The 26,996-nt window shown below is 45.2% G+C and carries 27 protein-coding genes; 20 read left to right on the top strand and 7 right to left on the bottom strand.

Annotated features, from left to right (window positions below; genetic code table 11):
• Positions 1–78: 78 nt before the first annotated feature.
• Positions 79–1,011 (top strand): asparaginase, encoded by a 933-nt coding sequence (locus ACI4J0_RS02345; RefSeq protein ID WP_439764206.1) that lies wholly within the window; start codon positions 79–81, stop codon positions 1,009–1,011.
• Here the strand turns inward: ACI4J0_RS02345 and ACI4J0_RS02340 are convergent.
• The 4 genes from ACI4J0_RS02340 to spoIIID all read right to left on the bottom strand — a co-directional run bounded on the left by ACI4J0_RS02340 (position 983) and on the right by spoIIID (position 5,194).
• Entirely contained in the window at positions 983–1,750 is a 768-nt protein-coding gene (locus ACI4J0_RS02340) for a tRNA(His) guanylyltransferase Thg1 family protein (protein WP_439764205.1), read from the bottom strand. The two genes, ACI4J0_RS02345 and ACI4J0_RS02340, sit on opposite strands and share 29 nt — an antisense overlap.
• Positions 1,740–2,192, bottom strand: a complete 453-nt coding sequence (locus tag ACI4J0_RS02335; RefSeq protein WP_439764204.1) for an AAA family ATPase — start codon at positions 2,190–2,192, stop codon at positions 1,740–1,742. Before ACI4J0_RS02335 ends, ACI4J0_RS02340 begins: the two co-directional genes overlap by 11 nt.
• Positions 2,193–2,264: 72 nt before the next feature.
• Entirely contained in the window at positions 2,265–4,640 is a 2,376-nt protein-coding gene (locus tag ACI4J0_RS02330) for an ATP-dependent helicase (RefSeq protein ID WP_439764203.1), read from the bottom strand.
• A 278-nt stretch (positions 4,641–4,918) separates the two neighbouring features.
• Positions 4,919–5,194: a sporulation transcriptional regulator SpoIIID gene (gene spoIIID / locus ACI4J0_RS02325; protein WP_439764202.1), complete on the bottom strand. Its 276-nt coding sequence runs from the start codon at positions 5,192–5,194 to the stop codon at positions 4,919–4,921.
• 575 nt (positions 5,195–5,769) lie between these two features.
• Here spoIIID and ACI4J0_RS02320 point away from each other — a divergent pair.
• The 8 genes from ACI4J0_RS02320 (at position 5,770) to ACI4J0_RS02285 (ending at position 12,615) form a co-directional block, all read left to right on the top strand.
• Entirely contained in the window at positions 5,770–7,233 is a 1,464-nt protein-coding gene (locus ACI4J0_RS02320) for an ABC transporter substrate-binding protein (protein ID WP_439764201.1), read from the top strand.
• Between the two features lie 91 nt (positions 7,234–7,324).
• Positions 7,325–8,176, top strand: coding sequence for a carbohydrate ABC transporter permease (locus tag ACI4J0_RS02315; protein WP_439764200.1), 852 nt, complete (start codon positions 7,325–7,327; stop codon positions 8,174–8,176).
• A 3-nt stretch (positions 8,177–8,179) separates the two neighbouring features.
• Positions 8,180–9,007 (top strand): carbohydrate ABC transporter permease, encoded by an 828-nt coding sequence (locus ACI4J0_RS02310; RefSeq protein WP_439764199.1) that lies wholly within the window; start codon positions 8,180–8,182, stop codon positions 9,005–9,007.
• A 7-nt stretch (positions 9,008–9,014) separates the two neighbouring features.
• On the top strand, positions 9,015–9,662 hold the full coding sequence (locus ACI4J0_RS02305) for a hypothetical protein (protein ID WP_439764198.1): 648 nt from the start codon (positions 9,015–9,017) through the stop codon (positions 9,660–9,662).
• Positions 9,663–9,764: 102 nt separating this feature from the next.
• Positions 9,765–10,796 (top strand): LacI family DNA-binding transcriptional regulator, encoded by a 1,032-nt coding sequence (locus ACI4J0_RS02300; RefSeq protein WP_439764197.1) that lies wholly within the window; start codon positions 9,765–9,767, stop codon positions 10,794–10,796.
• A gap of 354 nt (positions 10,797–11,150) precedes the next feature.
• Positions 11,151–11,456 (top strand): STAS domain-containing protein, encoded by a 306-nt coding sequence (locus ACI4J0_RS02295; RefSeq protein WP_439764196.1) that lies wholly within the window; start codon positions 11,151–11,153, stop codon positions 11,454–11,456.
• An 18-nt stretch (positions 11,457–11,474) separates the two neighbouring features.
• Entirely contained in the window at positions 11,475–11,948 is a 474-nt protein-coding gene (gene spoIIAB / locus ACI4J0_RS02290) for an anti-sigma F factor (RefSeq protein ID WP_439764195.1), read from the top strand.
• On the top strand, positions 11,935–12,615 hold the full coding sequence (locus tag ACI4J0_RS02285) for a sigma-70 family RNA polymerase sigma factor (RefSeq protein ID WP_439764194.1): 681 nt from the start codon (positions 11,935–11,937) through the stop codon (positions 12,613–12,615). The genes spoIIAB and ACI4J0_RS02285 overlap by 14 nt, the downstream gene beginning before the upstream one ends.
• A gap of 51 nt (positions 12,616–12,666) precedes the next feature.
• On the opposite strand, the gene ACI4J0_RS02280 is transcribed toward ACI4J0_RS02285, so the two are convergent.
• The gene (locus ACI4J0_RS02280) at positions 12,667–13,560 is read right to left on the bottom strand and encodes an N-acetylmuramoyl-L-alanine amidase family protein (protein ID WP_439764193.1); all 894 of its coding nucleotides are present in this window, start codon (positions 13,558–13,560) and stop codon (positions 12,667–12,669) included.
• 419 nt (positions 13,561–13,979) lie between these two features.
• Between ACI4J0_RS02280 and ACI4J0_RS02275 the strand changes: the two genes are divergently transcribed.
• The 5 genes from ACI4J0_RS02275 to ACI4J0_RS02255 are packed head-to-tail and all read left to right on the top strand — an operon-like array spanning position 13,980 to position 17,176.
• Entirely contained in the window at positions 13,980–14,204 is a 225-nt protein-coding gene (locus tag ACI4J0_RS02275) for a DUF6897 domain-containing protein (RefSeq protein ID WP_439764192.1), read from the top strand.
• Between the two features lie 25 nt (positions 14,205–14,229).
• Positions 14,230–14,574, top strand: a complete 345-nt coding sequence (locus ACI4J0_RS02270) for a PadR family transcriptional regulator (protein ID WP_439764191.1) — start codon at positions 14,230–14,232, stop codon at positions 14,572–14,574.
• Positions 14,571–15,722: a DUF2812 domain-containing protein gene (locus tag ACI4J0_RS02265; RefSeq protein WP_439764190.1), complete on the top strand. Its 1,152-nt coding sequence runs from the start codon at positions 14,571–14,573 to the stop codon at positions 15,720–15,722. Before ACI4J0_RS02270 ends, ACI4J0_RS02265 begins: the two co-directional genes overlap by 4 nt.
• 27 nt (positions 15,723–15,749) lie before the next feature.
• Positions 15,750–15,989, top strand: a complete 240-nt coding sequence (locus ACI4J0_RS02260) for a hypothetical protein (protein ID WP_439764189.1) — start codon at positions 15,750–15,752, stop codon at positions 15,987–15,989.
• A 32-nt stretch (positions 15,990–16,021) separates the two neighbouring features.
• Complete coding sequence (locus ACI4J0_RS02255; protein WP_439764188.1) at positions 16,022–17,176, top strand: lysostaphin resistance A-like protein; 1,155 nt, start codon at positions 16,022–16,024, stop codon at positions 17,174–17,176.
• 60 nt (positions 17,177–17,236) lie between these two features.
• On the opposite strand, the gene ACI4J0_RS02250 is transcribed toward ACI4J0_RS02255, so the two are convergent.
• Together ACI4J0_RS02250 and ACI4J0_RS02245 are read right to left on the bottom strand one after the other, a co-directional pair.
• Positions 17,237–17,680 (bottom strand): GatB/YqeY domain-containing protein, encoded by a 444-nt coding sequence (locus tag ACI4J0_RS02250; protein ID WP_439764187.1) that lies wholly within the window; start codon positions 17,678–17,680, stop codon positions 17,237–17,239.
• 28 nt (positions 17,681–17,708) lie between these two features.
• Positions 17,709–19,391 carry a methyl-accepting chemotaxis protein gene (locus tag ACI4J0_RS02245; RefSeq protein ID WP_439764186.1) on the bottom strand — a complete coding sequence of 561 codons (1,683 nt, stop codon included), beginning with the start codon at positions 19,389–19,391 and terminating at the stop codon, positions 17,709–17,711.
• 384 nt (positions 19,392–19,775) lie between these two features.
• Between ACI4J0_RS02245 and ACI4J0_RS02240 the strand changes: the two genes are divergently transcribed.
• The 6 genes from ACI4J0_RS02240 (at position 19,776) to ACI4J0_RS02215 (ending at position 26,992) form a co-directional block, all read left to right on the top strand.
• Positions 19,776–20,912: a cysteine desulfurase family protein gene (locus ACI4J0_RS02240; RefSeq protein ID WP_439764185.1), complete on the top strand. Its 1,137-nt coding sequence runs from the start codon at positions 19,776–19,778 to the stop codon at positions 20,910–20,912.
• Positions 20,913–20,927: 15 nt separating this feature from the next.
• Complete coding sequence (locus ACI4J0_RS02235; protein WP_439764184.1) at positions 20,928–21,728, top strand: PIN domain-containing protein; 801 nt, start codon at positions 20,928–20,930, stop codon at positions 21,726–21,728.
• A gap of 21 nt (positions 21,729–21,749) precedes the next feature.
• Entirely contained in the window at positions 21,750–22,925 is a 1,176-nt protein-coding gene (thiI, locus tag ACI4J0_RS02230; RefSeq protein WP_439764183.1) for a tRNA uracil 4-sulfurtransferase ThiI, read from the top strand.
• Between the two features lie 205 nt (positions 22,926–23,130).
• Positions 23,131–24,078, top strand: coding sequence for a class B sortase (srtB, locus tag ACI4J0_RS02225; protein ID WP_439764182.1), 948 nt, complete (start codon positions 23,131–23,133; stop codon positions 24,076–24,078).
• A gap of 33 nt (positions 24,079–24,111) precedes the next feature.
• Entirely contained in the window at positions 24,112–25,065 is a 954-nt protein-coding gene (locus ACI4J0_RS02220) for a class B sortase (RefSeq protein WP_439764181.1), read from the top strand.
• A gap of 28 nt (positions 25,066–25,093) precedes the next feature.
• Positions 25,094–26,992, top strand: a complete 1,899-nt coding sequence (locus ACI4J0_RS02215) for a sortase domain-containing protein (protein WP_439764180.1) — start codon at positions 25,094–25,096, stop codon at positions 26,990–26,992.
• Positions 26,993–26,996 lie beyond the last annotated feature (4 nt).

Genomic DNA, 26,996 nt, shown 5'->3' with positions numbered 1-26,996 from the left:
GTTTGCCGAAAATATAACATTTACATTCGGCCGATTTTGCGGTATAATATATTTATCAGCAAATCAGGAAGTGATAATTTGAAAAAGATAAAATGGCTCGCCACAGGCGGAACGATATCCTGTATTTCAACCGAAAACGGTCTCTCCCCTGCCGCCGCCGATGAGCAGATGAAGGATATGCTCTTTCACATTCCCAAAACGGGAGCGGAAATTTTCCCCGAATGTATTATGAACCTCGACAGCTCGGACATATGCTGCGATGACATTCGGAAAATCGGTATCTCTGCAAATAAAGCTATAAAAGAGGGCTTTGACGGCATTGTCATCACCCACGGCACGGACACTATGGCATACACCTCGGCAATGCTTCGGAAAATGCTCTGCTTGCCTCCCATACCCGTTATCATCACAGGTGCTCAGAGACCCTTTTATGCGGGAAAATCCGACGGTAAGACAAATCTCTCCAATTCCTTTAAAGCCGCAATGAACGACCGGCTGAGCGATGTTTATCTACTGTTCGGAGACAAGCTTATCCGGGGTGATATGGCGCACAAGGAATATACACAAAGTGACAATGCCTTTATCAGCTCAGGAGGATATGCGGGTACGATAAAGGACGGAGCTATCTTGCTGAATGATATTCCTCATAATTCGGGCAGCTACACATTCAATGCCGATTTTGATGAAAATGTTATGCTCATAAAGCTCACTCCCGTGACAGACATCAGCATATTTTTCTATGCCGCAGACAGAGGTGTGCGGGGCATCGTTATTGAGGGCTACGGAACCGGCGGTATTCCTCACAGGCTCCTTGACGGTATCGCATATGCCGCAGGGAAGGGCATAAAAATAATGCTCATATCACAATGCCTTCATGAGGGCGTTGATATGAGCATTTACGAGGTGGGTGTAAGCGCCGCAAGGCTTGGCGTTATTTCCGGGGGCGAAATGACCGCAGAGGCTGCGGTAGCTGAGATGATGTTTATGCTTGGGAAAGAGCCGCTTCCATAAGGGATAAAATATATTCTCCGAATTTTTCGCCGGCAGGCAGCTCTTCGGTCAAAGTAAGCTCCCTGCGGCAAAAGGTCACATGCTCTCCCGTTTTTTGGTTTATCGCCGTTTTTTCGGTTCGTTCATAATGCAGGACTGCACCATATTTCTGCCATGACGGGAGCGCATTATAATCAATTCCGTATGAAGACAGCAGCTCTGTTTTAAAAGGAACGTCCCGCCCCTCAAGCTTTTTTGTGGCGGAAAGATAATCCATACCGTCGGAAAGCAGGGCATAATAACAGCAGGAGTCAAGAGAATTTCTCAGAAGATCGGTCTGTCTCCATGAAAAATAATCCTTGACAGCCTTTTGATTTTCCAAAGGTATCAGACGGCAGTCAAACGCTGCGGGAGCTCCCAGCTTTAAGGAGAAAAAGCCGCTTGCCTCCCCGGCCAGAACGGATATGAGCTTTCTTGTCTTGTGATTATAGGTGTTGTCGGCAGGGTGAAAAAGCAGGGATATCTCATCGCTCTGAGTATAGCCTGCAATGATATTGAAGCCGCAGTTCATAAGGTGTCTGACAGTTTCTGTCATATATCTGTAAAATCGCTCATCATAGGGCTTTTTGAAATTTCTTTCGGTTAGATTTGAAAATCCGCGACCGTCAAGTCTTGCGCATAAAAACAGCTTGGGGTCAATATAGCTGTCGAGAGCCTTTTCGCAGGCTCTCATTTTTCTGTCAAAAGCTTCAAACTCCATCGTTTTCCCTCCATTCCTCGGTAATAAAGCCGTTTTCTGTCAGCCTGACATAATAAAGCCTGTCGAAGCCCTCTAACATTGACGGTATCACAAGCTTTCTGTGAGTGGCTGCAACAGCCACATCGGGAACACGGCTTTTACCGGCTCTTTCTCTGTTTCGTGCAATGCATTTTTCTATCTCGGAGCAGAAATAATAGCCCGTTATCTCATATCCTGCCGATGAAGCCATATCAATGTATCTTTTTCTGTCCTCGGGAAGCGGATTTGTATTATCGGAAACAAAATCTCTGCCGGAAGCAATGCAGTCCTGCAGAAGCTTGTATTCCTTATTACGAGTTTTCAGCTCGTCAAGGCTAATATGCTCATATTCTCTGAAAAAGCTGTTGTAATAGCTTGTCTTGCCGCTTGCCTGCACGCCTATAAATATTACAGCCTTTGGCATTTTTCCACTTCCTTACATCTCAATTTAAAACAAGCTGCTCCCGAATATTTGCGGAAGCAGCTTGGATTTTTATCAGGATATTTTTACTATCTTTGCGAAATTCGCCATAATTTTCTTGGTGCCCACCGTATCAAAAGCGATCTCAAGCAGGTGGTCATTGCCCATAGGCTTCATCGAGACAATGGTCCCCTCGCCAAAGGTATTGTGCTTAACTCTGTCGCCCACACCATACGAAACTGCGGCGCTTTTCTTTGCCTCTTCGATTTTCTTGCTGGCAAGCTGGCTCTGAAGAGTGTAGGCGTGAACGGGAGCGGTGATGCCGTCATCGACCTTCTTGGTGGTCTTGACCGTTCCGTCAATGCGCTCGATGCAGTCCTTGTCTATCTCCTTGATGAATTTGGACTGGAAATTGCGCTGAGTAGAGCCGAATAACATTCTCTGCTGAGCGTGGGTGATGTACAGCTTTTCCTTGGCACGGGTTATGCCAACATATGCAAGACGGCGTTCTTCTTCAAGATCCTCGGGATTGTCAAGACTGCGAAGTCCCGGGAATATGCCATCCTCCATTCCTACGATGAAAACAACAGGGAACTCAAGTCCCTTTGCGGAATGCATAGTCATCATACATACGGCGTCTGCGTCTGCGGCAAGCTTATCCACATCGGTATAAAGGGAAATTTCCTCAAGGAAATCCGAAAGCTCCGCAGGCTCTCCCGATTCCTCCTTTGCCTCCATAAAGGAAACAATGTTTGATTTAAGCTCCTCGATATTCTCCAGACGTGCAAGCCCCTCGTCGCCCTGAGTCCTGAGCATTGCGCCGTAGCCTGTTTTCTCCACGACTGTATCGAAAAGCTCATCAAGAGGCTGTTCCTTTGCGGCTTCGGCAAGAGAAATGAACATATCGGCGGTCTTTACAAGTGAAGCGGATTTTTTGCTGAGGGGCGCATAAGTCTCCGAATCCTTCATGACCTCAACGGGAGGACGCTTAAGATCTATGGATATCTGCTCGATCATGGAAAGAGTGCTGTCGCCGATACCTCTCTTTGGCTCGTTTACGATTCTCTTAAATCTGAGCATATCGTTAGGGTTGTTGATAACAGAAAGATATGCAACTATATCCTTTATTTCCTTGCGGTCATAAAATCTCATACCGCCGATGACTCTGTAAGGTATAGCGCTTGCTGTAAAGGCTTTTTCAAGAGAGTTTGACTGGGCATTCATTCGGTACAAAATAGCATAGTCCTTGTATGACCTGCCGTCCTTTACTCCGTCAAGGATAATATTTGCCACATATTTTGACTCTGCCGCTTCATCGGAAGCCTTGTAAACGGTGATCTTTTCACCTTCCTTAACGTCCGTCCAGAGTGCCTTGGGCTTTCTGCCCGTATTGTTTGCAATAACTGAATTTGCAGCGTCAAGTATCACCTGTGTGGAGCGGTAATTCTGCTCAAGCTTTATTACCTTGCAGCCTTCGAACTGCTCCTCAAAGGAAAGGATATTCTCAATGGTAGCACCTCTGAATCGATAGATAGACTGATCGTCATCGCCTACAACGCACAGATTTTTATATTTATCCGCAAGCAGCGAAACAAGGCGGTACTGTGCCATATTGGTATCCTGATACTCGTCCACCATAATATATTTGTAAAGATTGCGGTAATGCTCAAGAACATCGGGCTCCTGCTCAAAAAGCTGGACGGTGAGCATAATGATATCGTCAAAATCCAGAGCGTCGGCACTGCGGAGACGGGACTGATACTCCTTATATATCTTTGAGACCGTAAGCTTCTTGTAATCCCCTGCTGCTTCCTCCTCAAACTGCTGAGGAGTGATGAGCTTATCCTTGCAGGCTGAAATAACGGCAGCCACCGCTTTTGGATGGATAGCCTTATCCGATATATCAAGAGCGTCCATACTGGTCTTGATGAGCCGCTGGCTGTCATCGCTGTCATAGATGGTAAAGCTGCTTGAATAACCCAGCTTTTCGATCTCCCTGCGGAGAATACGGACACAGGCGGAGTGGAATGTTGACGCGTTTATCCTGCTTCCCGTTTCTTCACCAAGCATATCCGAAAGTCTCTGCTTCAGCTCATTTGCCGCTTTGTTTGTAAAGGTTATGGCAAGAATATTCCATGGCTTTACGGGATCGACGGAAATAATATCCGCAAGACGTGAAACGGTCTCCTCGGAACGGTCGCCGTTATAATTCTCAAGGAAAGCCACATCATCATCTGAAAGTGCCGCATAGCTGCTTTCATCCGCATAAGCATTTCCGAAAAGTATCATATTTGCAATACGGTTTACCAGAACGGTGGTTTTTCCGCTTCCTGCGCCTGCAAGTATAAGCACAGGACCGTTCAGCGAAAAAACTGCCTCCCGCTGCATATCGTTCATACGTTCAAAATACTTGTTCAAAACGGCTCTCTTAGCCTTAATGAAATCACTCATTACCTTCAAGCTCTCCTATTTTTCAAATGCTAAAAATGTTTTTTTCTCACGCCGAAGCCCCTTAGCGCAGCAAGACAGCAAATCTGTCCTTTCAGTAAAATTCCCTCCGACGTATTTAATCTATATTATAGCACATTTTCATATTCTTAGGAATAGGAAAAACTTATTTTTAACACTTTTATAATAATTATTTTAATTTAATTTCAGTATAAAAACTGTTGTTTGCTTATTGTCTCTGCTTTGCTATTTTTTGCACAAAGCAGAGACGAGTACTTTTATCAATTATTTTTCTTGTGCATTTCCTCATATTTATGCTTCGTTGCCATTCCGCCACGGATATGCCGCTCTCTTTTATTGGTTTCCAAAATCTTTTTTGCCTCCTTATAAATTCCGGAATTTATGTGAGGCAGCTTTTCTGTGATGTCTTTATGTACGGTAGACTTGCTTATCCCGAAAGCCTTTGCAGCAGCACGTACTGTAGCTTTTCTTTCAATTATGTACTCCCCTAATATTACTGCCCTTTCCTTTTTGTCGTCAAATGAAAGTTCGCTCATAATTCTCCCCCGTTAACACTTAGAATTATGATATTTTATGCGGGGTAAGGGCGGATAATTCCATTATTTCAGAAAAGTGCGGATACAACAAAAAAGAAAATCATCTCATAAATTTTATTTGATCGGATTTATACCAAAAATTCTACAGCTGACAGCTGAATTATTCTGTTTTCAAAACTGCTTATATCTCAATGAAGAAAATTATTTTCATCGTGTGCAATCAGATTTTTATGCGATGAGTGATTTACATTTAACATTCTTTCAAACTGATATAGTTTATGGATCAACTTTAATTAGCCTCCGATTTGACCGCCATGGGCACTTTTTTGTCTGAAATTAGCTTTCGAAGCAAATCGGAAAAATAATAATTTTCGTAAAAAAGTCCGCAAGTTTTTTGTTTAATATATCAAAATGAATGTGATTGTTTTGTGAAAGAAATAGATTTTTTAAAATTATTTACAAAAAGACTTGTAATTTTGATTAAAATGTAGTTTAATAATAAGCAGTAAAGTTAAGCTAAATTAGCTTAGCTTTAAAAGCATAATATTTGGCATATAATTAGGAGGAAGAAAGTTATGAAGGCAAAGAAGATCATGTCAGTTGCAATGTGCATGGCGCTTGCATCAAGCGTATTTGCAGCATGCGGCGGCTCGGGAAACACAGGAAACAGCGGTGCGGATAACGGCGGAGAAAATGCTTCTGCTGACGGAAAGATCATGAAGTCAATCGCAGACATTGACGCAGAAGCTCTTAAAGGCACAACAGTAACGCTCTACACCCACATGGGCAACAGAGTTCTCGGCGAGGAAAAGAAGGACGAAAACGGAAATACTTACCGTGACGAGAATTATGCATATTTAAAGCACCTTGCAGAAAGATTCGAGAGCGAGTACGGAATCCACATTGATCTTCAGGTCAACTCCACAGAAGACGATATCCGTCCTCTCCTCCAGACCGCAGATCCTTCAATTGATATCTACACTTCTCCCAACTGGAGCATCGAGGAGTGGCAGCAGTACGCAGAGCCTTACTGCACTCTTGACGAGGCAAAGGAGCTTTACGGCGACTATGCTTCCACAATGTACAACGACGGTACATACATCTACGCTCTTATGCCTGCAAAGACTTATAACAACGCAGTAGTTTACAATGAGGAGACTCTCAAGAAGGTAGGCTATGACGCTGTTCCCACCACACAGGCAGAGTTTGAGACAATGTGTGCAAAGCTCAGAGAAGCAGGCATTGACCCCATTGCTATGCACAGAGTTGAGAACTGGCCTCTTGCAACACTTCAGGATTTCGCAAACTATGTTGCCGGCAGAAATGACGCATATCCTTCAATGCTCAAGAGCGATACACCCTTCAGCGACAGCGAGCCTATGGGCAAGACCATTAAAATGTATACCGACTGGAAATCCAAGGGCTTCTTCGAGGCTGATATCTACACCGACTTCGGCGTAGCAATGGACGTTGTAGGAAACGGCAAGGCAGCAATGATGCTCTTCGGCGCATGGGTAGTTCCTCAGATCCAGGGACGCTGCCCCGAGGGAACAGATCCTTCCGTTATCAAGTTTGCACCTGCACCCGACTTCGGCAACGGTCAGTATGTAATGGCAGCAGCCTGCGACAGCTACGCTATCAACAAGGGCTCTGACAATAAGGACGGCGCAAGACTCTTCATCGAGTACATCTCCGAGGACGCTCAGTATTTTGCAGACAGCGGCTTCATCGCAAATAAGAAGGGCGTAACACCTGTCGTTCCCGACCTCTACAAGATCATCGACGATGCAGTAAACGCAGGCACCTGCAAGGTCCTCTACTCCTTCGCAACCAACCAGAACTCTATGAACAATGAGGCTGTTCTTACCGAAGCAGGCCTTCTCGCAGATTACAAGTATGTCGGCAACCTCTTTGACGTTATCGACGTAACAAAGGAACCCGACTGGGCAGCATATGATGCACAGGTCGAGACTCAGAACAAGGCTTACGTTCAGGCAAGAGAAGATCTCGGCGTTAAGTGGGATGACACTCTTAACTGATCCCTTTGAAAAAGGATAAGAAAAAACAAATTATATGAAGTTCGGGCGGTATTTATTACCGCCCGAATTTATAAAGCACAGAGGTGATCGTATGAAGTCAAAGAGCAGGACCGGTTTTATAATTCTGTTTCTCGCACTGCCCCTAATCCATCTGATAATATTCTCCTACGTTCCCATCATCGGCAACTTTGTAATGAGCCTTACGAACTGGAAAGGCTTCGGAGAGTTTGAGTTCATAGGTCTCAGGAACTATCGCAAGATATTCACCAATCCCGAATATATCTCCATGTTCAAAAACTGCGGCTGGTATTTCCTTATGGCGATACCCCAGCTTATTTTCGCATTCTTCCTTGCAGTGGTGGTAAACGGAAAATTCAGAGGACTGAATATATTCAAGGGAATACTCATTATCCCCTATCTTCTGAACGGCGTTATCATCTCCACCATATTCATAATCTTCTTTAACAATAACGGTACTCTCAATACCATACTTGAGTGGCTCGGACTTAAAGCGCTGCAGCATCAGTGGCTTCAGGACTTAAAGCTTGTAAATCCCGTTATCGCATCTATAAGTATCTGGCGCTATTACGGAATGAACTTCATAATGTTCTTCGGAGCGCTGCAGTCGATACCGTCTGATCTTTATGAGGCAGCTACTCTTGACGGCTGCACGAAAATGCAGGAGATCAGATATATCTCTGTACCCTTTATCAGAAAGGTGCTTTTCATAAATATTCTTCTCAGCGTATCAGGCTCAATACAGGTATTTGAGATACCCTATATCATGCTCAATGGAAGCAACGGTACAAGCACACCTGTTATAATGATACAGCAGAGTATGTCTGAAAACAGGGCAGGCTTTGCAGCAGCTCTGTCGGTTCTGGTATTTGTAATAGTTCTCATTGTAGTGGGACTTCAGAAGCTGCTTGTTAAGGAGGAATGACATATGTCAAATGAAACTACTGTTTATAAAATAGTCAGATATGTTTTTCTTGTTCTGGCAAGCATATTTGTGTTAATACCTCTTATCCCGCTGATTTTCATGGCATTCAAAACAGGAGCGGAGTATTCTTCCACAAGTGTCCTTGAGGCACCGAAAAGCTTTCTGAATTTCTATAATTTCGCATATGCTATCCGTGTGGGAAATCTGGGAAAGGCATTTCTGAATACTGCTATTATCCTTACAATTTCCCTTGCCCTGCAGGTAACGGGAACAGCTATGGTAGCATATGTCCTCAGCCGCTTTGATTTCTTCGGAAAAAAGGTGGTAAAGATGCTTTTCACCCTGACCATGTTTATCCCCGTAGTAGCAACGCAGAACCTTATTTTCAGAATGATGTATGCGGTAAAGCTTGTTAACACCATGTGGAGCGTAATAATCCTCTACTCGGGAGTAGGCATCGTGGGAATTTACATAATGCTCAATCAGCTCGACAGCATTTCCAAGGAGATCGACGAGGCAGCACTTATTGACGGAGCCGGATTTTTCAGGACGTTCGTGCAGATAGTCTTCCCTCTTATGAAGCCTGCCTGCACCACTCTTGTTATCATCAACGGAATTGGTCTCTACAACGATTTCTATATCCCTAACCTCTATCTTAACAGGGACGTGCAGACCTTTACAGTGGCTCTTTACAAATTCTTCGGCTCTATGGCAACACCCTTCGAGATAGTATCCGCAGCGATAATTATCGGAATGATACCTATAATGATCGTTTTCATTTTCCTTCAGAAGTACATTTACAATGGCCTTGCAGGCTCAGTCAAGATGTGATGTTACTATGAAAAAAAAGCTTGATCTGAGTACCTTTATGGCGGCGATACATCTTACAGTCGTGTTAAGTGCAGTATGCTTCGGGACGATATATCTGTCTCTCAGCATACTGACTATACCGGCTCTGACTGCCGCTTTCGTTATCGGTAAGGACGTTATCTATAAGCAGTTTGATGTGCATGACGGGCTTTTGAAAAGATTTTTCAAGGAGCTGAGAGCATCGCTTGGAATGATGAAGTATTTTCCGCTCCAGCTCCTTGTTCTGCTCCAGACAGCGGGAATGTACGGTGCTGAAAAAACGGGACTGACCTATCTGTCCTATCCTATGCTCATATGCATATCCTTTGTCTGTGCGCTGATAGTGTATGTAATATCCTTTCATGTGTTTTACATGCCCAAACCCGCAGTCACCACAGTTATCATTGCTATGATGTACAGAGTGCATTATTTCATAATAGTATGGCTTCTGACACTGCTTGTCACGGTGCTTTTCGGTATAAAGCTGATGGGCATATTCCTTATTGCAGGAGCTGTTCTTATCCTCGGTACGGAGGTATGTGCATTTCTCGGGATAATGGGCTATAAAAAGCTCAGAAAAGAGCTGACCGACGAGGAGAAAAATTTTTTCGGGGAGGAAATGTTGAAAAAGCTCTGATATTTTTATATAAATGTATTTATTGTAAAATATGTGTATCATTGTGACTCGCTATTGACATGATGATTTTTTGTGTGTATAATTGAACTGAAAGTTATACCTATGGGAAAAGAGATGAGAAAAATGCCGAAAAAGCAAGTCACACTTGCCGATATTGCAAATGCCTGCGGTACAAGCAGCGTAACTGTGTCCAAGGCACTTAGCGGCAAGGACGGCGTGAGTGAGGAACTGAGGGAGCGTATCAGAGACGCTGCCAGAACAATGGGATATATTCCCCGAATGGGCAGACAGTCCGAGCTTATCGGCAACATCGGCGTGATCATTCCCGATAAGTTTCTTACATCGATCGGGACATTTTACTGGATGCTTTTTAATACCATCGTACAGCGCCTCAAGCAGGAGAATTTAAGCTGTATCCAGGAGAATATCGGATCAGATGAGGAAACAAATCTCAGCGTACCGAATATTCTCGCCAATGACAGGATCTCAGGGCTGATATCTTTAGGGCAGCTAAGTCCCGAATATGTTGAAATGCTCAGAAAGCATACGGATAATATCGTGCTGCTTGATTATCATCTTCCCGAAGCGGATATCGACTCAGTTATCTCCGATGGATTCGGCGGCGGATATAAGCTGACCTCACATCTTATCCAATGCGGACATAAGGATATCGGATTTATTGGCAACCGTCTCGCCACCTCAAGTATATTTGACAGATATATGGGCTTTGTCCGCGCTATGCTTGAGCATGGTCTCACAGTCAGAGAAGAATGGATACTTGATGACAGACGGCGTGACAACAACAATTTCGGCATAATCGAATATCCCTCTTCAATGCCCACAGCCTTTGTCTGCAACTGTGACGAGATCGCATACAAGGTGGTAAAGGATCTGAAAAATCTGGGCTACAGCGTCCCCGAGGATATCTCGGTGGCAGGCTATGATAATTACGTGTTTTCCCAGATGAGCGAGCCGCCCATTACGACCATTGATGTAGATACCCATAAAATGGCGGATAAGGCAGTGCAGCTTCTTATTGAAAGGATATGCGGCATAAGAAGCGGTCATGAGATCATCACCATAAGCGGCGAACTGATCCTCAAAGGCTCAGTGAAAAATATTTTGATCCATTGAAAAACTCCCGGCACATTCACAGAAAATGTGTCGGGAGCTTTTTATTTTTCTGCCTTTCCGGCAGCATTTGTATTTTTATTATCGAGCAAATAACATCGGCAGGAGGCTGTGAGAATATGATCTTCACCTCCTATCGGCATTAAAGGCAGCTCTGCCGTTATTGTCGAGAGTTACCGAGATCATCTTTATAAAAAACGAAAAAAAGAAAAGCGAATAGAATTATATCTCAAAACAGCGCACAAGGCGGAAAAATTAACCGCTTTGTGCATTTTTATTCTGCCGTTTCGTCAAAATTCGCTTGATAAGGGCGGTAAAATATGAAACGTAACGAACAAAAGAAAGGACTGCTGCAAAATGGGAGTAAGAATAGAAAAAGCCGAAAGCACGGTCAAAGCATTTTTAAGCGGAGAGATAGATCACCACTGCGCCCCGGGGATACGAAATGAAATTGACCTTGCCGTTGACGAGAGTCACCCCGAAAATCTTATCATAGATTTCGGCGAGGTGACATTTATGGACAGCTCGGGTATCGGACTTGTTATGGGTCGGTATCAGACTATGAAAAATATCGGCGGCAGAGTAACTCTGGAAAATACTCCTGCCCACATAAAAAAGGTGATGCGGCTGGCAGGGCTGGACAGATTTGCAAATATAATATGATGTGAAAGGATAGATGATATGTCTCAGGTAAAAAACGAAATGCGGGTCATTCTTTCCCCGAAAAGCTGCAATGAAGCGGTTGCAAGAAGCGTTGTGACGGCTTTTGTCATGCAGATGGACCCCTCGGTAAGCGAGCTTGCAGATATCAAGACCGCCGTTTCTGAGGCGGTTACGAACTCCATCGTTCACGGCTACAGAAGCTGTAACGGAAATATCGAGCTGGTGTGCAGGATACTCGAGGGAGATGTCCTGTACATAAAGGTAAAGGACAGGGGGTGTGGAATTGCAGACGTAAAGCGCGCTATGGAGCCGCTTTTCACCACTGCTCCCCAGGAGGAACGGGCAGGTCTGGGATTTGCGGTTATGGAAAGCTTTATGGACAGCGTCAGCGTTAAAAGCTCGGTGGGAAAAGGCACCTCGGTCATTATGAAAAAACGTATTTTCTCAACAAGTCTTGTAAGGACGGGGGCTGCGGAAAATGAACGCTGCTGAGATATCCGTCAGGGAAAGCAGAGACAGGCTTGTAACGGAAAATCTCGGACTTGTCCACCTATGCGCCAACCGTTTCAGAAACCGCGGCATCGAGTACGAGGAGCTTTACAGCTCAGGCTGCGTAGGGCTTGTAAAGGCAGCAAATTCCTTTGACGAAGACCGGGGCGTCAAATTTTCCACCTATGCAGTTCCCGTAATACTTGGCGAGATAAAACGAATTTTCCGTGACGGCGGAACGGTAAAGGTGAGCCGAAGCCTCAAGGAGCTGTCCTTAAAGGCTGTACGTGAAAAAAACAGCTTTATTTCCCGAAACGGCAGAGAGCCTTCCATTGCAGAGCTTGCGCTGGAAATGAACTGCTCGCCCGATGAGATAGCGGAAGCGCTGTCGGCGGCACAGCCCTGTCTGTCTCTCACAAGATACGGAGAAAGCGACGAAAGTGAGGAGCAGGATATCCCCTCCCCTTTCAGGGAATCGGACATATATGAGGGAATTGCTCTCAGGCAAGCCATGGACAGGCTTGACGCCAAGGACAGAAAGCTTATATTTCTTCGGTATTTCCGCTCATTTACCCAGAGCCGTGCCGCCGAAGCTCTGGGAATGACCCAGGTGCAGGTCTCACGTCGGGAAAAAAAGATCCTTTCGGAGCTGAGAAAGGATCTGCTTTAGTCATAAAACGGCTTCGGAACTATGATGCTCCGAAGCCGTTTTCATTTATTCTCAGCCGAGATCAACTATATCCGAAAGATCTACTCCGCTTTCAAGCTGAGATGTAACATCATCTGAGAATACCATTGTCATAACCATTTCATCATTGCAGAAAATTCCGCCTAAGCTGTCATCCTTGGAATATTCGTATGTATACTCAGCGCCGTCTTTGGTTGACCTTTCAAACTTCCAGCCAGCTTTTTTGAAATAGCTCTTAAATGTGTCAAGATATTTTGTTCCCTCATAAGAAACATATCCAACACAGACAAGCTTGTCGTTTTTATCGAAAATATAATACTTATACGGATCGGAATCCTGAACAACAAGGACCGAGTCGGCATTTACATACTTATTGAAATTTCCCTTTTTGATAACATCGCTCCGGCTCATTCCCCACTTGAGACCGTCAAGAGGAGCCATAAGCTTTGAAGAGCTGTCCGCAGAGGCTCCGCTCTTTAATACGCCGTCATTGCCGAAATCATAAACCTTTCCGTTTATCTTCAGCTTTCCCGTTCTCATCTTGCCGTCTTTGCCGAAATAATATGTCTTTCCGCTGAGCTTGACAAAGCCCGTTCTCATTTTTCCGTCCTTGCCGAAATAATATCTGCTGCCGCCTATCTTGCTCCAGCCTGTAATCATTTTTCCTTTTTTGGAAGCGTTGAAATAATACTTGTTATCCCCTATCTTCTTCCAGCCGGTAACAGCATAGCCATTTTTGTCAAAATAATACTTATTGCCGTCGATGGTCTGCCAGCCTGTAAGCTTTTTGCCTGTTTCATCGTCCTTATAGCTGTAGCCGCTTTCGGATTTTACCCAGGCTGCGGAAGCCGTTGCAGACATTGTGGGAATCGCTGAAGCTGCAAGGACTGCTGCCAGAAAAACAGAAGCTATTCTGCGCTTTATCATAGAAAACATTCTCCTTTTATTAAAAAAATCTGTATATTTATTATAGCACGGGCGGTAAAATATGTCAATAAGATTTATTTTTTTTAATCAAAGCTTAATACAATGCAAAATAATGACATTTATTCATCAAATCTGAGGTTGAATTTTGTAAAAAATAACAAATCGTATAGAAAGCTATTGACAGATATGTCGCGGCGTGATATACTCAAATCATGATATATATCACACCGTGACATATCAAGGTTCGATATGTCACAGCGAAATGTATTTTTACCGAAAGGACAGCGATCGATTTGAATTCCGGCACATATTTCATTTTCATTGTAGTATTTATCATTATCGCAATGTCCATAAGGCAGCGGCGGACAGCAGCAGCTGTTCATATGCGGCATTTGAGGAAAAAGAAAGGAAAGATCATTATGACAGAGCTTGTAAAAAAATTCATCGGCAAGGAGTGCATTATCTACACAATGAATTCCTCTACCGAACAGATCTCGGGAACTATCGGCGAGATAGACGGCGAATGGATAACCATTGAAAATATGAACGGCGGACAGGAGATAATCAATCTTGAATACGTCACACGCATAAGGGAATACCCGAGGAATAAGAACGGAAAGAAAAAATCCGTCGTTCTTGACTGAGGTATAGGAGAGGAGAATATGAAGAATGGATAAAGAAAAGCTGTTCAGATCATATCTTCCTATGACAGAGACCGCGTTTTACATTCTTCTTTCAATGAGCGAACCGAGGCACGGCTACGGCATTGCCAAATTCGTATCGGAGCTGACTCATGACCGTATAAAGCTTGGGTCGGGAACAATATACGGAACGCTGACCAAAATGCAGCGCGACGGTATAATCTCGGTTTACGATGACAGTGACAAGCGCATAATCTATGAGATAACGGATATTGGCAAAGAGCTTCTGAGAGCTGAAATGAAGCGCATCAAGCAGGTATGCGAGGATATGAGGACTATGGAGGACTATTTTAAGGAGGACAACAGCGTATGAAAAAATTCATGCCATTCTGGTTTTGGGACGTTACCGTGACAGAAAAAAAGCTGGCATCGCTTCACAGCTCGGGATATCATCTTTCAGCCTTTTCTCCCCTGTCCGGAATGTTCACCTTTGAGGAGGGTGACAAAACCGATGTGATATACCGCATATGCAGGCTGAAAAACTGCGGCGGCAAGGCTCCGAAAGGAGTTTCGGAAAACGGCTGGGTATCGGTCTGCGGCAGCAGGAATATATACATAGCCTATAATCCCGATACCGAAACAAAGAATATCCCATCATACAAATTCTGGCAGACAGCTAACAGAATTTCAATACTTCTTATCGTATTCTTATTCTGTCATTTCCTGGGATTTCTGTCGGGCTTCGGAGGCTCGGCGGTAGAGGGCGGACGTTTCGTACTAAAAAATCTGCATTTTATTTCTGCCGCTGCACTGGAGATACTCCTGCTTATACTTCTTATAAGCGGCTGGAAGGCAAACAAAAACCTTTCAAAGACAAGCGCAGACCTTGGACTTACAGGCTTTGTAAAAACTATCCCGCAGGAGAATTTCATCTATTCCAAAGAGGAAGAAAAGCAGATGCTCAAAAGCGGTCAGATGATAAAGCGCAATCCTCTCGGCTGGTTTTATGCCCCCGACAAAGCGGAGAAAATGGTAGAGGAAATGGCTCTGAAGGGCTGGAAATTCTACCGATTTGATGAAATGGGAGTCACCTTTTACTTTATCAAATCACAGCCCTGCCATATGAAATTTGTGGTTGATTATCAGGGTGAAGCCTCTGACGACTACTATCTCCAAGGCAAGGATGACGGCTGGAAGCTGGAATTTACTTCCATAATGAGGACAATGTGCTTTGTAGTATGGTCAAAGGAATATTCCGATGATGAAGAATGTCCCGAATTTTACACCGACGGCGCCACAATGCTCAAGAGGGCGCAGAGAATGGCGCTTACTCTGGGTATACCGATGATGCTTTTTGCCATATTCTCATTAGTATTCAGCGTTATTCTGAGCATAAATGAACCGGAGCTGATATGGATCGTGCCCATATATCTGCTGGTCGTCGTTGAATTTGTTTTTTTCGGCAGCAAATCGATCGGCTTCTATTTACGAATGAGAAAAAAGCATAATCAAAACAAATAACAATATTTCAGAAAGAGGTAATTTTTTATGGAAAAGAAAATTCATATCCCCAGTCTCGTTTTAATGATAATCGGTGCTGTATTTGCGCTTCTGCTCCCCATCGTAACATACCCGTGCAGTATAATAAGCCTTGTATTCAGCATAAAAAATCGTGAGACCCACAAAACAGGCTTTATTATCGCAATAAATATTATTGCCCTGATACTTGCTCTTGCAAATTCCGTTTTAGGCGTTATGCTGCAGACGGGAGCAATAGTTTTAGGCTGATAACAATTTGTTTCATAAAAGGAGAATGACTTATGAGTGATATCAACGAAAACACTAACACCACGCTGAACAAAACAGAAAGCGAAGCTTCTGCCCCGGAATATTCCTGGGGACAGCAAGCCATACCCGAGGAAGGCGAAAATCCTGTAATGCTCCGCAGGAAGATAAAAAGCGGCTACAACTGGGCAGGCTCGCTCATTATCTGGCAGCAGGTGATTGCGATGGTCATAATGATGGTCATAACCTCTGTTATGTCTGCAAGTATGGTACCGCAGATAATTGCGGAACACCCCGATTATAACACTCAGCAGCTCAGCGAAGCACTTTCAGCTCAGCTTATGTCGGGAAACGAGATGGTATACATTAACGCAGTCACAATGGTTGCTGCAAATATCATATCCCTTATCATTATATGTGTTGGAAAAAAGCAGTTTAAGCTCAAAAGCGTCCTCGGCAGGATACAGTCCCCTGCTTCATCGGTCGTACTTGCCTGTGTAGGGATACTTGGCATTCAGGGAGCATCGATTTTGATCCAGAATCTGGTGATGGGACTTACCGGATATTCGGGAATAAATGAAACCGTGACCTCCGCAATGAGCTTTTCGGACGATGTTGTAACGAATATCATGCTCTTTATTTATATGGTCATTGCAGCGCCCGTGCTTGAAGAGCTGATGTTCAGAGGAGCGGTGATGAATCTTCTCGCTCCCGTGAACCGCACCTTTGCGCTTCTTGCCTCGGCAATGTTCTTCGGACTTATGCACTGCAACTTCAATCAGATGTTCAACGGCTTCCTGCTTGGTCTCGTATTCGGATATATCGCCCTCAAGAGCGGTTCGGTCATTTCGTCTGTCATTTGTCATATGACTGCAAATCTGAATGCATTTATCATAGGCTATATCTTCGAATACAAGCTTGCCCCCTCTATCGGAGCAGAAGCGGCAGCGACCGGAGAAATGATCGTATTCGCAATTGAAATGGTCATCGGTATAATCGCTCTGGTGCTTCTTTGGAAAAAACAGGGAAAGCTTACAAACAGCGACATTATCGTTACAGATTACTCCTACACATTTGATGACAGCGAAGAAAAGAAGCTTTGCTGGCAGGCATTGTTAAAATGCCCCACCTTCTGGGTATCGGCAGTTTTATGCGTCGGAACAGCCTGCACTCTTGTAACGGCTCTGTAAAAAAAATAAAGCCTCGGGAATTTATGCTTGCCTGCATTTTCCCGAGGCATTTTTGTTATCTTATTTTCCCGAAGCGATATCGGATATGACCTTGTTGATAAGCTTGCCGTCTGCCTTGCCTTTAAGCTCAGCCATAACAGCCTTCATATATGCGCCCTTGTTTCCCGAAGCAATAAGCTCACCGAATTTTTCCTTAATGAGGGGATAAAGCTCCTCTTCGGACATCTGAGCAGGGGCAAAGCTTTTGATTATATCGTACTTGAGCCTGTATTCCTCAAGCTGGCTCTCGCACTCGGGAGGACAGGTATCCACCTGCTCCTTTGCGACCTTAAGCTCCTTTAGGATAACGCTGTCAACCAGCTCCGAGGAAATATTATCCCTTGTTCCGCCGTCTATGGCAGCTTTTTTAACAGCTGCAATAAGCGTCTGCACAGCCTCCTTTTTCATAGTATCCTTCGCTTTCATAGCGTCCTTCAGCGCATTCTGAAGCTCGGTAAATTCCATAAAAAGCACCTCTTTTGACAACAGGCAGTTACGCCTTGAATTTAAATCTGTTGATATGACTGCTGAGCACCTCAAACTGGTCTGAAAGCTCCTGAGATACCTCTGCATTCTTTTCCGCAGTAACGGAATTGTCCCTGATACTTCCGTTTATCGACTCCATTCCGTTATTTATCTGTGCAACGGACTCAGCCTGATCTGCGGCTGAAACGGCGATCCTGTCCATAATATCGGAAACCGAGGAAACCATTTCCACCACCTTGTCAAGCGACCTTGCTGTAGCGTCGGCAAGCTCTGTTCCGTTTCTGACGGACTCGATGGAATTTCCGATAAGCACACCTGTCTGAGCGGCAGCCTCGGCGGATTTGTTTGCAAGGTTCCTTACCTCGTCGGCAACAACGGCAAAGCCCTTGCCTGCGTCTCCTGCACGGGCAGCCTCAACAGCGGCGTTAAGAGCAAGGATATTGGTCTGGAAGGCAATGTCGTCAATAACGTTTATTATCTTTTCGATCTCCGAAGCTGAGGTCTCTATCTCCTTGATAGCTTCGATCATACGGCGCATATTACCGCTTCCCTGCTCGGCTGCCTCATCGGCGGAAGCAGTGAGCCTGCGGGCATTTTCAGCCTCTCTGGCATTTTCGTTTATCTTTTCATTTATCTGAGCTATGGAAGCAGTGAGCTGCTGCATAGTGCCTGCCTCGTCGGAGGTGTTCTTTGAAAGGACAGCAGTTCCGTCGGAAACATGGACCGAACATTCCTTAACGGAAAGAGCAGCCTTATGCACCTCGCTGAATGTGCCGTTAAGAGACGCTCTTATCTTGTCGAGAGCGTTTTTGATAGTCTCAAAATCACCCGTGTAGACTGTATCGGAGCAGACAAGAAGGTCACCGTCGGCAACAGCGGAGAGAACGTTTCTGATATCTGAAATATATGCGTTGAGCGACGTAATCGTATCATTTAAAGAAGAAAGAAGCACAAAGGTCTCATCGTTTCTGTCAGTAACGGGAGAGGGCGACTCAAGATCTCCTTTGGAAAGGGCTGTCAGGCGGTCGATGGCGTCGGTTATGGGCTTTGTTATCTTCTGCGCGGCACTAAGCGAAACTGCCACAGAAGCAGCGATAAATATCACAGCAATGGAAAGGGCTATCACTGCGGAAACAGTAAATGGCTTCATTATGCTGTTGTAAGGGAGCAGGATAAAGGTGTAGCAGGTATCGAAATTGTCAATATTAGACCAGCCTGCAAGATACTTATCTCCGCAAAGAGTAATGACCTTCTGACCCTGCTTAACAATTTTGTCATAGTCATAATTATTGCGGTTAAGGGTGTCCACCAGAGCAGCAAGCTCGCTGTAGCCCGTATCCTCCACAGCCTTGTCATTAAGATTATCGCCTTTATTTAAAAGCTCGCTGGAGGTCTGGGAAATAATACCGCCCGCCTCGGTAACAACAAAGCCGAAGCCGCCGTATGTATTTACATCGTCAAAGCTTGTAAAAATATCGTTGAGATAATTCTTGTTCTTGGAAACATCTGCATTGGATATGGCAGACGAATATGATATCGTAAGCAGTTCTATCTCGCTTTTGGACGAAGCGGAAACGCTGCTGTACATCATTATAAGATTAAATGCGGTAAGTGTGATTATCGCTGCAAGGACACCGATGACCGAAAGCCTTACGATACGTCCGCGTATCGTAGTTTTTTTACCGATCACAAGCGTTTTTCCGCCCGTAAATAATTTTTTTCCTTCTTTAGCCGTTTTAGATCCTGCCTTTTTTCCAAAAGCTGCTGCCATATGAAAAACCCATCTTTCCAAATAAAGTGTACGTTATTTTAACCGCAAAAAGCGACATTATATTTACTTTATTATACCATATTTGTTAACTGCTATTGTTAATTTTCTTGCGATATTTCATTTCAGTGGTATATATTTTCTGTAGTATCGACATTATCTATATAAAAATCTGCTTACATTATGTTCAAAACCACTAAGTTGAAAGGCAAATCGGATATTTTTTGCGTAAACTATAGAAATCCGGCGAAAAATGTAGTATAATAAAAATAATTATGCACCGTACAATGCTGAAAGGATGATATTATGCCTGCATATCTTGACAATGCCGCTACCACAAAGCCCTGCGAAGAAGCAGTAAGCGCCTGCATTGCGGCTATGACCGAGAATTACGGAAATCCGTCGTCTTTACATAAAGTCGGACTCAGTGCCGAGCTTGCCGTTACCGACGCAAGAAAATCCATTGCTGCCGCCCTTGTATGTCAGCCCGAATGCATCACCTTTACATCGGGTGCTACAGAGGCAAACAACACTCTTATCCTGGGTGCAGCCGAGAATTACGGCAGAAGGAAAAAGAAGATAGTTGTTTCGGCGGTGGAACATCCTTCTGTTGAGGAAACTGTCAAGCTTCTTGAAAAAAACGGCTTTGAAGCAGTCCGCATAAAGCCTCAGAGGGACGGCTCTGTGGACGCAGACGAATTTGTGGCGGCAGTTGATAACAACACCTGTCTTGCCTCCTGTATGTACGTCAACAATGAAACGGGAGCAATTATGCCCGTAAAGCGGATATTCACTCAGATAAAACGTCTTTATCCCGATTGTATCACTCATTGCGACGCTGTCCAGGCATTTATGAAGCTCCCCATCAAGACCGCCGACCTGAACGCCGACCTTATCACGGTAAGCGGTCACAAGGTACACGCTCCCAAGGGAGTGGGAGCTATGTATATTCGCAAGGGCATACGAATAGCTCCGAGAATGATAGGCGGCGGACAGGAAAAGGGTCTGCGCTCGGGTACGGAATCCGTCCCCCTTATCAGTGCATTCGGAGCGGCTGTACGTTCTCAGCTCCCCACCATCGCCACCGCATATTCCAATGCAGAGGAGCTTAGCGGCAGACTCAGAAAAAAGCTTTCCGCTCTAAATTACATCACCATCAATTCCAATGCTGAGGAGCAGTGCCCCTATATTCTTAATTTTTCCGTAAGCGGTATACGTTCGGAAATAATGCTTCATTTTCTGGAAAGCAAGAATATTTATGTCTCAAGCGGCTCAGCCTGCTCCAAAGGGGGGCACAGCAGCGTCCTCACCGCTATGGGCATTCCCGACAAGACAGCCGATTCCGCAATAAGAGTTTCACTCAGCAGAATGTCCTCCTGCGGCGAGGTGGAGGCTCTTGTCACCGCCATTCAGGAAGGATATCTCAGTCTCGCAAAAAGATGATAAAGGAATGATAATATGTCTGTTTTTCTTGTAGATTTCGAAAACGTGACCTCTGCAGGGCTTGCAGGTATCGAAAAGCTTACCGAAAGCGATACCGTTTATATCTTTTATACCCTGAGCGCCGCAAGCCTCAGCTTTGACGCTCACAGGAACGTAATGTCGTCAAAGGCAAAGGTAAACTATATCAGCGTAACGGCAGGAGCAAAAAATGCCCTCGATTTTCAGCTTGACTCTTTTCTCGGCTATCTTGCGGCGGTCAGCAGGGACAGGAAATTTTTCATAGTAAGCGCCGACAACGGCTACCTTGCAGTAAAATCCTTCTGGGAAAAGACAATGGGCATAAGCGATCTGGAAATAAAGCTGATACCGAATATCCGCCATGTTTTCAGACAGACGCTCGTTGACCCTGCAATGCTGCCGATGAAAGCAGACGAGAATATCTCTGTATCAGATACCGCTCTGTCATCCGAAGCACCGGTTCCCGAGAATAAGCCCTCTCCCCTTTCCGAAAAAGATTCCGACGAGAAGTCAGTTCCGGAAAACAAGCCTTCAGATGATATTTCAGGCGATAAAGATAATACGTCTCCCGAAGCTGTAAGAATTATGGGTATATTCAGCGCCGAGGGAATAGGCGGAGATGCGGTAAAGGCAATAATCGACCTTGCCAGATCCTCTTCGGACAAGCAGCATTTCTATACGGGTATGACAAAGAAATTCGGTATGGAAGAGGGTCTGCGCTTCTACAAGGCACTGCGCCCCGAATACTCAAATATAAGAAAGCTTTCAAAGAAAGCCGTAAGCAGCATACATAACTGATTTGAAAGGATAACATTCTCTATGAAAGAAATCATTCTGCTCAAAGAGGGCGAGATCGCACTCAAGGGCTTAAACAAAAGAAATTTTGAGGAAGCGTTCATAAAAAATCTCCGCCACCGCCTCAAGCCCCTCGGCAAATTCATCTACACACGTTCACAGTCAATGATATACTGCGAGCCTGCGGACGACAGCATAGATATGGACGAGGCTGTTTCGCGCGCTTCAAAGGTATTCGGCGCAGCAGCCATATGCCGTGCAATGATAACCGAGAAGGATTTTGAAGTCATCTGCCGTGATGTTCTCGAATACTGCGGCGAGGAGCTTTCCTGCGCGCGCACATTCAAGGTACAGGCTAAGCGTTCGGACAAACGGTTCCCAATGAGGTCACCCGAAATATGCGCCGAGCTTGGCGGACGGATACTTGACAAATTTCCCCGTCTTGAGGTGGACGTTAAAAATCCCGATGTCACCGTCAACGTGGAGATAAGGGACACAAACGCATATATCCACACAGGCAACAGAGAAGCGGCAGGCGGTATTCCCGTAGGAACATCGGGCAAGGCTATGCTCCTGCTCTCGGGCGGCATTGACAGCCCCGTTGCGGGATATATGATGGCAAAGCGGGGCATCGACATCTCGGCTATCCACTATGTTTCTCCTCCATACACTTCCGACAGAGCACGTCTCAAGGTGGAAAGGCTCTGCGAGAAGATCGCTCCCTGGTGCGGAGATACCACGTTTTACTGCGTTCCCTTCACCGAGATACAGGAGGCTCTCAGGGATAACTGCCCCGAGGAGCTGTTCACCATTATTATGCGCCGCCTTATGATGGAGATAGCCCAGCGTATCTGCGAGAAAAACGACATCACTGCCCTTATCACAGGCGAAAGCGTGGGACAGGTGGCAAGCCAGACCATGGGCGCTATCGTATGCACCGACAACGCCTGCCGTATGCCCGTTTTCCGTCCCGTTATCGGTATGGATAAGACCGAGATAATCGCCATAGCCCGTAAGATAGACACTTTTGACATATCCATCGAGCCCTACGAGGACTGCTGCACCGTTTTCACTCCCAAGCACCCCAAGACCCGTCCCACACTTGAAGAGGTCACTCAAGCACAGAACTCCTTTGATTTTGAGCCTCTTATCCAAAAAGCCGTAGAAGAGACCGAGGTAAAGCATTTCAGGATAGGATAATTTGACAGAGCTGTGTAAATAAAGTGAAATATCACCCCTATTCGTAAAAAAGTGCAGGCAGTATTTGATATATGTCACAAACTTTATGCCGTTTTCTTGACATTGAGACCGAAAAAGTGTATTATAGAATTATATAGACGTTATACAGGGGTAAATCTTCAATACGTCTGTGCCCGCCACAAAGCAGGCAGGGAGAAACTTTAAAATGGCAATGTCAAAAAGCGCTAAAAAAGCGTACAAAAAAGCCGTTAAGGCAAAGAAAAAAGCAAAACGAGGCCATTGGCTTCTTATACAAAAGGGCGACAGTGCAAAGGAAATATTGTCCAAGCTGTTTACTCAGTTTGCGGTGCTGGTGCTTATCGCCTGCGGTCTGATACTGGCAAACGAGTTCAGACTGTCATTTTCCGCAAAGCAGTTAAACGACTCGCTCAAAAGTATCTATCAGTCGGTAATAGCTCACGCTTCGGACGGACAGACTCTGGCGGGAGCGGAGGAAATGCTGAAGATAAATCCCGATACTGTAGGATATATCTGCATTGAAGGCACCGAGGTGGACTTCCCCGTTGTTCAGACGGGCAATAACGAGGATTATCTCAAAACTGCGTTTGACGGCAGCAGCAACAAGGCAGGAACGGTTTTCCTCGATTACCGAAATGTCCTCACAGCTTCAAAGAGGTCGGACAATCTTGTTCTTTACGGTCACAACCAGAAGGACAGAACGATGTTCGGCAGCCTCAAGGATTACAAGAAAAATCTTAATCACTACATTCAGCACCCGACTATTACATTCAACTCCAATTACCGTTCCGACGTTTACAAGATTTTTGCGTATTTTGTAACGGAGGTAAAGCCCGAGCAGACTTCGGACGGCGTGGTCTTTGATTATCATAATTATCTTGACCTCTCCGACAAGGCTGTATATAACGAGTTTATCGAAAATATCACCGAGCGTTCTCAGATCGTTACTTCTGTTGATGTTAAGTACGGAGACGAGTTCCTTACACTTTCCACCTGCAGCAACGAGTTTGAGCCCTCAAGATTTGTGATATTTGCAAGAAAGACCCGAAAGGGCGAGGATACTGCGGTTGACACATCGTCCGCATATCTTAACCCCAACGCAAAGGAACCCGACTGGACAGTTATATTTAAATAACATAATAAAAATATAAATTTTGAGGTAGAACAGATGAACAACAAAGAGCAAAAATCAAGAACGGTCATAATAATCGTTGCTTCAATCATACTGGTTATTTCTCTCGGTTATCTTGCATATTATCTTATTCAGGAGAAGCGTGCTGAAAACCTTAACAATGAGCTTGCCGACCGCCACACCGATACCGTAATGATAACCCAGGAGACCACCGTTCCCGAGACCACCACAGTTTCCGAAACAACTACAACAGAAGCTACAACCGTTCTCGAGCCTCTTGTGGAGCTTGACTCTATGAAAAGCTTCATTGCCGATAATCCCGACACCGCAGGCTGGATAACAGTCGGCGGAACGTCCATCAACAATGTTGTGGTACAGTGCGGCGACAATGATTATTATCTTAACCACGATTTCAACGGCAGAAGCTCCCAGCCGGGAACCGTATTTGCGGATTTCCGCTGTGTTGTAAACGACTACGGCTTCAGACAGAGCGACAACATTATCCTTTACGGTCATAATCAAGCCAACGGTACAATGTTCGGCACCCTCCAGAAGTACAAGATCACCAAGCAGAATACAAGCAAGTTTGACTTCTATCTCCAGCACCCCACGTTCACATTCTCCAATCTCTATGAGGAGTATACATATAAGATCATTGCTCTTTTCGTGTGCGAGGTCAATCCCGACCAGACAAGAGACGGTGTTGTTTTCGATTATCAGAATTATATCCGCTTCGGCTCAAAGGAGTACACCTACGAGCAGTTTATGAAGAATGTGACAGAGCGCTCCGAGATAATCACAGGCGTTGACGTACAGGAGGGCGACCAGTTTATGACCCTTTCCACCTGCAGCAACGAGTTTGAGCCTTCAAGGTTCATTGTTATCGGCAGAAAGGTCCGGGACGGCGAAAGCCCCGAGGTAGACACTTCGCTTGCCAAGCTCAACCCCGACGCCAAGGAGCCTGACTGGAATTTTATTTACGGAAACTGATCCATATAAATTATTGAGGTAATGATATATGTCAGAAGAAAAAAAGGCCACTGAAAATGAAGCGGCCGTATCGGGCTTTTTCGACAGTCTCATTGAGGATTTTATCCCCGATGACATCAAAAGCGACCCAAAGCCCGATGTAAACATAGATACCGAAAATCCCCCCAGAGATATCAGGGATTTTTCCAAGTTTTTTGAAGATGCAGCTGCATTCGGCAGCGGTTTTCAGAGCACTATCGACAAGCCCCCCGTTGAGATCTCGGACGGTCCCGAGGAGAACGTAAGCTTCTCCGAAAGCAAAGCGCCGAATACTGCGGAAGCTGAACAGCAAAAAGAGATAATCACCGAACCCGTTACAGACGAGGACGGAATGATAGTTATTTTCGATGAGGAAGCAGGAATTGACGCTACCTCTGCCAAGCTTTCCGAGGAGACTCCCGTATCCGAGAGCTTCCCCGACAACGCTTCCGATGCAAATTTTGAGCCTGACAGCAATATTTCCGATGAGAATGATGCTGCTAAAAACAATGCCGAAAAAGCAGCTTCAGTGACGAAAAACACCGGCAATGAGACGGAAACGCCCAAAGCTTCGGATAATGAAAATCAGCAAAAGCGTCCCTTCATACAAGGAATTATCCCCTGGAAGGGCGACAGTGCGGCAGAAATAATCCGAAAGATCGTTTTTATCGCCTCGACAGGAGTGTTCATCGCAGCGGGAATTATGCTTATCAGCACCCTGGTGCAGTCCGAGGAAGCTCAGGAGGAAGCGGAAAGCATTGCCGAAATGGTTACAACGACTGTAGCCACTACGATAAACGAAGCAGGCGAGGTCGAGACTATCCCCCCCACCACCGAGGAGCGTATTGAGCATAACGAAAGCGTTATGGACAGCTTTATCGAGCTTTCCGACAACGTTAAGGGATTTATTGAGATCGACGGCTGCGGAATAAGACTGCCCGTTGTTCAGGGAACGGATAACATCTATTATCTCACCCATACCTATAACGACAGGAAAAATAAGGCAGGCTCCATTTTTATGGATTACCGCTGCACCGTCAGCGAGGAGTACACTTCTCCCAACATCGTTCTCTATGGTCATAACCAGGAGGACGGCACAATGTTCGGAAATCTCAAATACTATAAAAACAATGTTGACTTTTACAAGAAAAATCCGATAGTTGTATTCAACACCGAATACGGTATCGGCGACTATATCATTTTCGGATATTTCGTAACAAATGTCTACGAAAAGCAGGATTCCGCAGGCGAGGTATTCCATTATCACGATTATATCGAAACTCTGAATAATGAGAGCACCTTTAATTGGTATATGTCTCAGGTAAATGAGAGAAACCAGATCATTCCGCCTATTGACGTAGCTTACGGGGACAAGCTCCTTGTGCTTTCCACCTGCAGCAACGAATATTCCGATTCACGATTTGTCGTTATGGCAAGAAAGGTACGTGAGGGCGAGGATATTTCGGCGATAGACTTTTCCTCTGCAAGGCTCAATCCCAATGCAAAGCAGATAGACTGGGATGCGATACTGAGCCGCAGCGAGTCCGAAACATCATCTGAGACAACAGTATCCGAAACAGTCACCGAAACGACCGTTGAGACCACTGTTGAAACTACTACAGAGCCTATTACCGAAACCACCGAAGAAACCACCACCACTCCCCGTACACTAAAAATAGACCACGAGGAAAGATCAAGACTGGGACTGGCTCCCATATACGAAAACGGAACAAAAGCTCCCTGTTATACCGATCCCACATCGGAAACATCAGAAGAAGAGACTGAAGTTCCCGAAAGCTCCGAAGGCGATACAACTACCAAGCTGTCTCTTGCTCCGATCGTTCAGAACGGCACCACCGCCCCTGTTACCGAGCAGACCACCGCTTCGGCAAGCTCCGATGGCAATTAAACTG

It is taken from the genome of Huintestinicola sp. (assembly GCF_051882455.1).
Lineage (GTDB): Bacteria > Bacillota > Clostridia > Oscillospirales > Ruminococcaceae > Huintestinicola.
Note: the sequence above shows the minus strand (reverse complement) of the source record. Positions and strands in the feature narration are given on the sequence as shown.

What these genes read in the sequence shown, in the direction of transcription:
- ACI4J0_RS02340 (WP_439764205.1), bottom strand. Translation starts at nt 1,750, where the DNA reads ATGGAGTTTGAAGCTTTTGACAGAAAAATGAGAGCCTGCGAAAAGGCT.
- ACI4J0_RS02335 (WP_439764204.1), bottom strand. Translation starts at nt 2,192, where the DNA reads ATGCCAAAGGCTGTAATATTTATAGGCGTGCAGGCAAGCGGCAAGACA.
- ACI4J0_RS02330 (WP_439764203.1), bottom strand. Translation starts at nt 4,640, where the DNA reads ATGAGTGATTTCATTAAGGCTAAGAGAGCCGTTTTGAACAAGTATTTT.
- spoIIID (WP_439764202.1), bottom strand. Translation starts at nt 5,194, where the DNA reads ATGAGCGAACTTTCATTTGACGACAAAAAGGAAAGGGCAGTAATATTA.
- ACI4J0_RS02320 (WP_439764201.1), top strand. Translation starts at nt 5,770, where the DNA reads ATGAAGGCAAAGAAGATCATGTCAGTTGCAATGTGCATGGCGCTTGCA.
- ACI4J0_RS02315 (WP_439764200.1), top strand. Translation starts at nt 7,325, where the DNA reads ATGAAGTCAAAGAGCAGGACCGGTTTTATAATTCTGTTTCTCGCACTG.
- ACI4J0_RS02310 (WP_439764199.1), top strand. Translation starts at nt 8,180, where the DNA reads ATGTCAAATGAAACTACTGTTTATAAAATAGTCAGATATGTTTTTCTT.
- ACI4J0_RS02305 (WP_439764198.1), top strand. Translation starts at nt 9,015, where the DNA reads ATGAAAAAAAAGCTTGATCTGAGTACCTTTATGGCGGCGATACATCTT.
- ACI4J0_RS02300 (WP_439764197.1), top strand. Translation starts at nt 9,765, where the DNA reads ATGGGAAAAGAGATGAGAAAAATGCCGAAAAAGCAAGTCACACTTGCC.
- ACI4J0_RS02295 (WP_439764196.1), top strand. Translation starts at nt 11,151, where the DNA reads ATGGGAGTAAGAATAGAAAAAGCCGAAAGCACGGTCAAAGCATTTTTA.
- spoIIAB (WP_439764195.1), top strand. Translation starts at nt 11,475, where the DNA reads ATGTCTCAGGTAAAAAACGAAATGCGGGTCATTCTTTCCCCGAAAAGC.
- ACI4J0_RS02285 (WP_439764194.1), top strand. Translation starts at nt 11,935, where the DNA reads ATGAACGCTGCTGAGATATCCGTCAGGGAAAGCAGAGACAGGCTTGTA.
- ACI4J0_RS02280 (WP_439764193.1), bottom strand. Translation starts at nt 13,560, where the DNA reads ATGATAAAGCGCAGAATAGCTTCTGTTTTTCTGGCAGCAGTCCTTGCA.
- ACI4J0_RS02275 (WP_439764192.1), top strand. Translation starts at nt 13,980, where the DNA reads ATGACAGAGCTTGTAAAAAAATTCATCGGCAAGGAGTGCATTATCTAC.
- ACI4J0_RS02270 (WP_439764191.1), top strand. Translation starts at nt 14,230, where the DNA reads ATGGATAAAGAAAAGCTGTTCAGATCATATCTTCCTATGACAGAGACC.
- ACI4J0_RS02265 (WP_439764190.1), top strand. Translation starts at nt 14,571, where the DNA reads ATGAAAAAATTCATGCCATTCTGGTTTTGGGACGTTACCGTGACAGAA.
- ACI4J0_RS02260 (WP_439764189.1), top strand. Translation starts at nt 15,750, where the DNA reads ATGGAAAAGAAAATTCATATCCCCAGTCTCGTTTTAATGATAATCGGT.
- ACI4J0_RS02255 (WP_439764188.1), top strand. Translation starts at nt 16,022, where the DNA reads ATGAGTGATATCAACGAAAACACTAACACCACGCTGAACAAAACAGAA.
- ACI4J0_RS02250 (WP_439764187.1), bottom strand. Translation starts at nt 17,680, where the DNA reads ATGGAATTTACCGAGCTTCAGAATGCGCTGAAGGACGCTATGAAAGCG.
- ACI4J0_RS02240 (WP_439764185.1), top strand. Translation starts at nt 19,776, where the DNA reads ATGCCTGCATATCTTGACAATGCCGCTACCACAAAGCCCTGCGAAGAA.
- ACI4J0_RS02235 (WP_439764184.1), top strand. Translation starts at nt 20,928, where the DNA reads ATGTCTGTTTTTCTTGTAGATTTCGAAAACGTGACCTCTGCAGGGCTT.
- thiI (WP_439764183.1), top strand. Translation starts at nt 21,750, where the DNA reads ATGAAAGAAATCATTCTGCTCAAAGAGGGCGAGATCGCACTCAAGGGC.
- srtB (WP_439764182.1), top strand. Translation starts at nt 23,131, where the DNA reads ATGGCAATGTCAAAAAGCGCTAAAAAAGCGTACAAAAAAGCCGTTAAG.
- ACI4J0_RS02220 (WP_439764181.1), top strand. Translation starts at nt 24,112, where the DNA reads ATGAACAACAAAGAGCAAAAATCAAGAACGGTCATAATAATCGTTGCT.
- ACI4J0_RS02215 (WP_439764180.1), top strand. Translation starts at nt 25,094, where the DNA reads ATGTCAGAAGAAAAAAAGGCCACTGAAAATGAAGCGGCCGTATCGGGC.